General features: G+C 72.5%; 6 protein-coding genes. 1 reads left to right on the top strand and 5 read right to left on the bottom strand.

The features are described 5' to 3' along the window. The first annotated feature begins 115 nt into the window (after positions 1-115). Positions 116-1,246, top strand: coding sequence for a M48 family metalloprotease (locus AB0F04_RS04895; protein WP_362038665.1), 1,131 nt, complete (start codon positions 116-118; stop codon positions 1,244-1,246). 109 nt (positions 1,247-1,355) lie between these two features. Here AB0F04_RS04895 and AB0F04_RS04900 read toward each other — a convergent pair whose 3' ends face one another. The 5 genes from AB0F04_RS04900 to proB all read right to left on the bottom strand — a co-directional run bounded on the left by AB0F04_RS04900 (position 1,356) and on the right by proB (position 6,343). Further along, entirely contained in the window at positions 1,356-2,426 is a 1,071-nt protein-coding gene (locus tag AB0F04_RS04900; RefSeq protein WP_362037814.1) for a hypothetical protein, read from the bottom strand. 89 nt (positions 2,427-2,515) lie between these two features. Beyond that, on the bottom strand, positions 2,516-3,118 hold the full coding sequence (locus tag AB0F04_RS04905) for a hypothetical protein (protein WP_362037816.1): 603 nt from the start codon (positions 3,116-3,118) through the stop codon (positions 2,516-2,518). A 166-nt stretch (positions 3,119-3,284) separates the two neighbouring features. Beyond that, complete coding sequence (locus AB0F04_RS04910) at positions 3,285-4,571, bottom strand: glutamate-5-semialdehyde dehydrogenase (RefSeq protein ID WP_053669088.1); 1,287 nt, start codon at positions 4,569-4,571, stop codon at positions 3,285-3,287. 72 nt (positions 4,572-4,643) lie between these two features. Next, positions 4,644-5,102 carry a hypothetical protein gene (locus AB0F04_RS04915; protein ID WP_053669086.1) on the bottom strand — a complete coding sequence of 153 codons (459 nt, stop codon included), beginning with the start codon at positions 5,100-5,102 and terminating at the stop codon, positions 4,644-4,646. Positions 5,103-5,236: 134 nt separating this feature from the next. Continuing rightward, positions 5,237-6,343 (bottom strand): glutamate 5-kinase, encoded by a 1,107-nt coding sequence (proB, locus tag AB0F04_RS04920; protein WP_362038667.1) that lies wholly within the window; start codon positions 6,341-6,343, stop codon positions 5,237-5,239. Positions 6,344-6,718: the final 375 nt, after the last annotated feature.

Consider the following 6,718-nt stretch of genomic DNA (forward strand, 5'->3'; position numbering starts at 1 on the left):
CTCCTTCGCTGTACTGCCCGACCACCGTAACTCCGCCTAGGCTGGGCCCTGCCTCGGGGAAGCAAAAGGCCGCACAAGGGGCCGCAAAGGTCACACCAGACGCATGGGGGAAGACATGTCCGACGGCCACGAGCACCACGGGCACGAGCGCGTGCCGAGCAGGCAGCGCAGGCGCTTCCCAGGGATCTCCTCGCGTACGTACGAGCACCCGGCCGACCGTTCCGCCCTGGTGGCTCTGCGCAGGCTGAGCGGGTTCGACACGGTGTTCAAGGCGCTCAGCGGTCTGCTGCCCGAGCGCAGTCTGCGGCTGCTGTTCCTGTCCGACTCGGTGCGCGTCTCGGACCAGCAGTTCGCCCACCTGAACGTGATGCTGCGGGACGCCTGCTACATCCTGGACCTGGAGAAGGTCCCGCCGATGTACGTGAACCAGGACCCGCAGCCCAACGCGATGTGCATCGGCCTCGACGAGCCGATCATCGTCGTCACGACCGGTCTCGTCGAGCTGCTCGACGAGGAGGAGATGCGGGCGGTCGTCGGGCACGAGGTGGGTCACGCGCTGTCCGGCCACTCCGTCTACCGGACGATCCTGCTGTTCCTGACGAGCCTCGCCGTCCGGGTCGCCTGGATCCCGCTGGGCAATCTGGCGATCATGGCGATCGTGACCGGGCTGCGGGAGTGGTTCCGCAAGTCGGAGCTGAGCGCGGACCGCGCGGGGCTGCTGGTCGGGCAGGACCTGCAGGCCTCGATGAGGGGTCTGATGAAGATCGCGGGCGGCAACCACCTGCACGAGATGAACGTGGACGCGTTCCTCGCCCAGGCCGAGGAGTACGAGGCCGGGGGCGACCTGCGCGACTCCGTGCTGAAGATCCTGAACGTGCTGCCCCGCTCCCATCCCTTCACCACCGTGCGGGCCGCCGAACTGAAGAAGTGGGCGGAGTCGCGGGACTTCCAGCGGATCATGGACGGCCACTACGCTCGGCGCGACGAGGACAAGGACACCTCGGTCCGGGACTCCTGGCGGGATTCGGCGAACCACTACAGCTCCCACGTGAAGAACTCCAAGGACCCGCTGATGAAGCTGGTCACGGACCTCGCGGGCGGCGCCGGCGACCTGGGCGACCGGGTCCGCCGCGGCTTCAACGGCTTCACGGCCACGCCCCCGAAGCCGCCCCAGGGGCCCCGCACGGACCCGCCGGGCCCATCGGACTCCCCGGGGGGCGACGAGGCTCCGCGAGACGACCGCTAGGCGCCGCACGCCGCGGGGAGCAACCGCAGGGCGATGACGCCTCTCGACCGCAAGGCACGGGCGACGCGTCCGGGGCGCCCGGGTCCCTCTCCCACTCTCTGCTGCGCGCTCACACCTTCGGCTGCGCGCTCGTCGCCAGGGTGCCGCACAGGGCCGTCGCGCCGCCCGTGGCGTAGGGGTCGGTGCCCGCGGGGCCGCCCTCCTTGGCCGTCTGGCCGGCCAGGAGGGGCCGGAGGTGGTTCGTGGAGTCCTCGGCGCAGGACAGCGGGCCGGCCTGGACGTAGGAGACCAGGAGCTGGGCCTGGTGCAGCCGCAGGTCGTCGCGGTCGAAGCGGAAGTGCAGCTCACGCCGGAGTGTGAACAGGGCCACCTCGTCCTTGTCGCCGCCCCCGGCCGCCCGCAGCGCGTACACGAACGTGTGGTCGGCGGTGACCTCCAGCGTCGACGCGTCGGCCTCGGCGGCCTGCAGCGTGCCCTGGACCCGCACCTTCCGGTCGGCGAGCTCGGCGCGTGCGGGGTCGAAGCGCACCAGCCAGCCGGTGGGTGCGTGGCGTCCGTCGGCGGTGGGGCGGGCGAAGCTCTGGTCGAACTGGTCAAGCTGGTCGGGGTCGAGCAGCACGCGGACGGCACGCACCTCACCGCCCGTGAGGACCTCGGGGTCCAGGGCCGAGCGGACGATGTAGTCCTTGGCGGTGGTCAGGGCGCTCACGACCTGGCTGTCCGAGAAGTGCGCGGTGCGCCGCGAGGCGGGCAGGGGCACCCCCTCCGCTCCGGTCCGGAACTGTGCGGCGGGGCTGTGCTCGTACAGGTGGGCGGGGTCGGCCGCACCGGGCACCTTGCCCTCGGGGGCGAGCGGGATGACGGTCATCCGCAGGGGCTCGACGGGCTCCCGGGCGGCCGGGGTCTGGTAGGGGTGCCGTACGCCCATGTAGATCGCCGTGCCGAAGGCGACCGCGATCAGCAGGACCAGGACCAGGGCCTGCCGGGACAGGCCCCGGCGCAGCGGCGGGCGGCGCCGGACCGCGGGGGCGTGGTCGGCGATGCGCTCCTGCGCGGAGAACTCCTGAAGGCGCGCAGCACGGACGAACGACTCGTCGAACACGACGGATCGGTACTCGTCCTCTCCACCTCCGGGGGCGCCCTCCGGAGTCCCCTCAGGTGGGTTTCCAGGCCCGCCCATATCTTCAGGGTAGGTCGCCGGAAGCTCGGGTAAACGCCCGGCTGCTCCACAAGTTCTGACAGGTTCTCACCAAGATGGGCGGGTTCCGGTCAGGGGCTGCGGGGGATCACCGAGATGGCCGGCGGGGAGTGTTCGGCGGACGCCGAGGGGGCGACCGCGCTGCCCTGTTCCAGCCCGGTCGAGGCGGGCGGCGGCGCCGGCTCCTCACGCTCGGAGGAGGCACCCCGGTAGACCGCCGTGAAGGCCAGGGCGACCATGCCGACACCCATCACGAGGGCGAGCAGCCAGGCGACGGGGCGGTGCCAGCGCACCTGTCTGGAGTACGGTCCGGTGTCGCCGTAGTGGTCCTCGAGGACGTCGGGGTCGTCCAGGTCGTCGAGGCCGGGGTCAGGACCGAAGACGCCCCGCCGGTTCGGGCCGTACCCGTCGTCGTAGCGCTCGCCTCTGGTGTGGGCGCGGCGCGCCTCGGCCTCGGAGGCCTCGGCTCTGGCCTGTGCGGCGGCCAGGAGGCGCTCCACCGCGGTCGGCTCGTGCACCACGGCCGCGCGTACGAAGGCCTCGTCGAAGACCACGGAGGCGAACTCTTCGTCCGACACCCCGCGGTCGTGGTCGTCGTCGGGCTCCCGGCCGTCCGGAAACGGCGTGCCCCCCACGTCCTCCGGCACGGATCCAGAGTAGACCTGGGGGGTCAATTTGGGCAGACGGTATGGAAATTCATCCACTGGTCGAGACGCTTCCACGGGGCGCCGGACGGCGCACGCCCCGCCGGACACACCTCCCGTGCGCATCTGCGCCATTCGGGTGAGGGCGCACGGGCATGCGCCCCCGCGCATACTCCGCGCTCCGCGCGGGCACGGCTCAGCGCCGTACGTGCCCGTCCCCGGTGACGATGTACTTCGTGCTGGTCAGCTCCGGCAGGCCCATGGGGCCCCGGGAGTGCAGCTTCTGGGTGGAGATGCCGATCTCGGCGCCGAAGCCGAACTGGCCGCCGTCGGTGAAACGGGTGGAGGCGTTCACGGCGACGGTGGTGGAGTCGACCAGCTGGGTGAAGCGGCGGGCGGCCTGCTGGGAGGTGGTGACGATGGCCTCGGTGTGGCCGGAGGTCCACAGCCGGATGTGCTCGACGGCCTTGTCCAGCGAGTCCACGACGGCGGCGGCGATGTCGTACGACAGGTACTCGGTCTCCCAGTCCTCGGCGGTCGCCTCGACGACGGTGGCCTTGGAGTCCTTGGCGTGGGCCTGGACGCGCTCGTCGGCGTGCACGGTGACCCCGGCCTCCGCGAGGGCGTCCAGGGCGCGGGGCAGGAATTCCGCGGCGATGTCCTGGTGGACCAGGAGGGTCTCGGCGGCGTTGCAGACGCCGACCCGGTGGGCCTTGGAGTTGATCAGGATCTCGACGGCCATGTCGAGGTCGGCCTGGGCGTCGACGTAGACGTGGCAGTTGCCGGTGCCGGTCTCGATGACCGGGACGACGGACTCCTTCACGACCGTGTTGATCAACGAGGCGCCGCCGCGCGGGATGAGGACGTCGACCAGGCCGCGGGCGCGCATCAGCTCGCGCACGCTGTCACGGCTCTCGCCGGGGACGAGCTGGACGGCGTCGGCGGGCAGTCCGGCGCCGCCGACGGCGTCGCGCAGGACGCGCACGAGGGCGGTGTTGGACCGGTACGCCGAGGAGGAGCCGCGCAGCAGGACGGCATTGCCCGACTTCAGGCAGAGGGCGGCGGCGTCGACGGTGACGTTCGGCCGGCCCTCGTAGATGATCCCGACGACGCCGAGCGGTACGCGGACCTGGCGCAGGTCGATGCCGTTGGGCAGCGTGGAGCCGCGCACGACCTCGCCGACGGGGTCGGGCAGCGCGGCCACGTCGCGCACGTCGGAGGCGATGGCGCGGATCCGCTCCGGGGTGAGCGTGAGCCGGTCGATCATGCCCTCGCTGATGCCGGCCTCGCGGGCCCTGGCGACGTCCTCGGCGTTGGCCTCGACGATCTCGCTCGCACGGACCTCCAGCGCGTCGGCGATGGCGAGCAGCGCGTCGTCCTTCTCGGCCCGGGGCAGCGGCGCGAGGCTCGCGGCGGCGGCCTTGGCGCGGTAGGCGGCCTCGGTGACCGGGGACATGGAGTCGTACGGAGAGAGCGTGGTCATGAGGGAAGGGTAGTGCGCCGGGCGGCTCGGTTCATCGTTCGTTCCACAGCGCGAGACACTTCGTGGAACGGGTCAAAACGGGTGGACGCCGACCGGGGACGCCGGCGGCGGCCCGTACCCCTCGGCGACGCGCTGGTGGTAGGTGGCGCGGTCGATGACCTCCAGGCCGACGATCTCCCAGGGCGGCAGCCCGGCGGTCTGCCGGTGCTCGCCCCACAGGCGCAGGGCGACGGCGGCCGCGTCGTGCAGGTCGCGCGCCTCCTCCCAGTAGCGGATCTCCGCGTGGTCGACCGCGTACCGGCTGGTCAGGAAGAAGGGGTGGTCGTGGGCGAGCTGCTCCAGGGCGCGCCGGACCTCCGGGAGCGGGGCCTCCTTGCCGGAGACGCTGAGGGTGACGTGCCACAGGCGTGGGATGTCCACGGGTTCCTCGCCCTCGAACCGGTCCCCGGCCGCGACGCTGGTCAGGGCGCGCTCCTCGCCGGCCGCGCGGGAGCCTGCACCACCGCGGGACGCCTGAGTCCCCGGGCGCACTCGTCTCACGACGGCCTCCTTTGCACAGTGGCGCTGCTGCGGAACAGTTCCCCGAGACAAAGTTGAGCAGGCCGCAAGGGATCGTGTGGCGGTTTTGCGGAACGTCCACCACCGGGGGCGGACCTTTCGGCATATTAGGGGTGCAGGACCACCAGGTCGTCCCTGTGTACGACCTCGCGTTCGTACGCGGGTCCGAGGTCGCGGGCCAGCTCCCGGGTGGAACGGCCGATCAGCCGGGGGATCTCCTTGGCGTCGAAGTTGACGAGACCCCGGGCGACCGCGTGCCCCGTGCCGTCCCGCAGCTCGACCGGGTCGCCGGCGCTGAACTCGCCCTCGACGGAGGCGATACCGGCCGGCAGCAGCGACTTGCGGCGCTCCACGACGGCCTGCACGGCGCCGTCGTCCAGCGTCAGCGCGCCCTGCGGGGTGGAGGCGTGCTGGAGCCACAGCAGCCGGTCGGCGGAGCGCTTGCCGGTGGGATGGAAGAAGGTGCCGGTGTCCTGGCCGCTCAGGGCGTCGGCGGCGTGGATGGCGCTGGTCAGGACGACGGGGACACCGGCGGCGGCCGCGATCCGGGCGGCCTCGACCTTGGTGACCATGCCTCCGGTGCCGACGCCGGCCTTGCCCGCGCTGCCGATCTCGACGTGAGCGAGGTCGGAGGGGTCGCGCACCTCGCCGATGCGGGAGGTGCCGGGCCTGGCGGGGTCACCGTCGTAGACGCCGTCCACGTCGGACAGCAGGACCAGCAGGTCGGCGTGGACGAGGTGGGCGACCAGGGCGGCGAGTCGGTCGTTGTCGCCGAAGCGGATCTCGTCGGTGGCGACCGTGTCGTTCTCGTTGACGATCGGGAAGGCGCCCATCGCGAGGAGCTTGTCGAGGGTGCGCGAGGCGTTGCGGTGGTGCGAGCGGCGGCTCATGTCGTCGGAGGTCAGCAGGACCTGCCCGACGCGGACGCCGTAGCGGGCGAAGGAGGCGGTGTAGCGGGCGACCAGCAGGCCCTGGCCGACGCTGGCGGCGGCCTGCTGACGGGCCAGGTCCTTGGGGCGGCGGCGCAGGCCGAGCGGGGCGAGGCCGGCGGCGATGGCACCCGAGGAGACCAGGACGATCTCGCGCTCGCCGCCGCTGCGGACCTTGGCGAGGACGTCGACCAGCGCGTCCACGCGGTCCGCGTCCAGGCCGCCCGAGGCGGTGGTCAGCGAGGAGGACCCGACTTTGACGACGATCCTGCGGGCCTCGCCCACGGCCTGCCTTGCCCCTGCCACGTCGCCGTCCGTCCCCTCGCGTCGATTCGCTCCCTCACCAGGAAATCTACGGGACGCCCGGGCCGGATGCGGCGGCGGTCCACGCTACGGACGGTGCTGCCCACGTCACGGGAGCACCCGCGCCCTCCTGCGGTCGCGCCGTGGGGCCGGGGAGCCGCTTCACCGCCTCCCCGGCCCCACGGCAGGGAGCCGATGCCCCGCCCCCTCGGCCTCACCCCCGGCGGAGAGCCGATCACCCGACTTCGTCACCCCCACCCCCGGCGGAGAGCCGATCACCCGTCCCCCTCGCTGCCGCCCCCGACGGAGAGCCGCTCACCCGTCCCCCTCGCTGCCACCCACGGCGGAGAGCCGATC

Source organism: Streptomyces sp. NPDC029041 (genome assembly GCF_040637515.1).
Classification (GTDB): Bacteria; Actinomycetota; Actinomycetes; order Streptomycetales; family Streptomycetaceae; genus Streptomyces.

Excerpts from the sequence above, each read along its gene's own strand:
- AB0F04_RS04900 (WP_362037814.1), bottom strand. The coding sequence starts at position 2,426 with ATGGGCGGGCCTGGAAACCCACCTGAGGGGACTCCGGAGGGCGCCCCC.
- AB0F04_RS04910 (WP_053669088.1), bottom strand. The coding sequence starts at position 4,571 with ATGACCACGCTCTCTCCGTACGACTCCATGTCCCCGGTCACCGAGGCC.
- AB0F04_RS04895 (WP_362038665.1), top strand. The coding sequence starts at position 116 with ATGTCCGACGGCCACGAGCACCACGGGCACGAGCGCGTGCCGAGCAGG.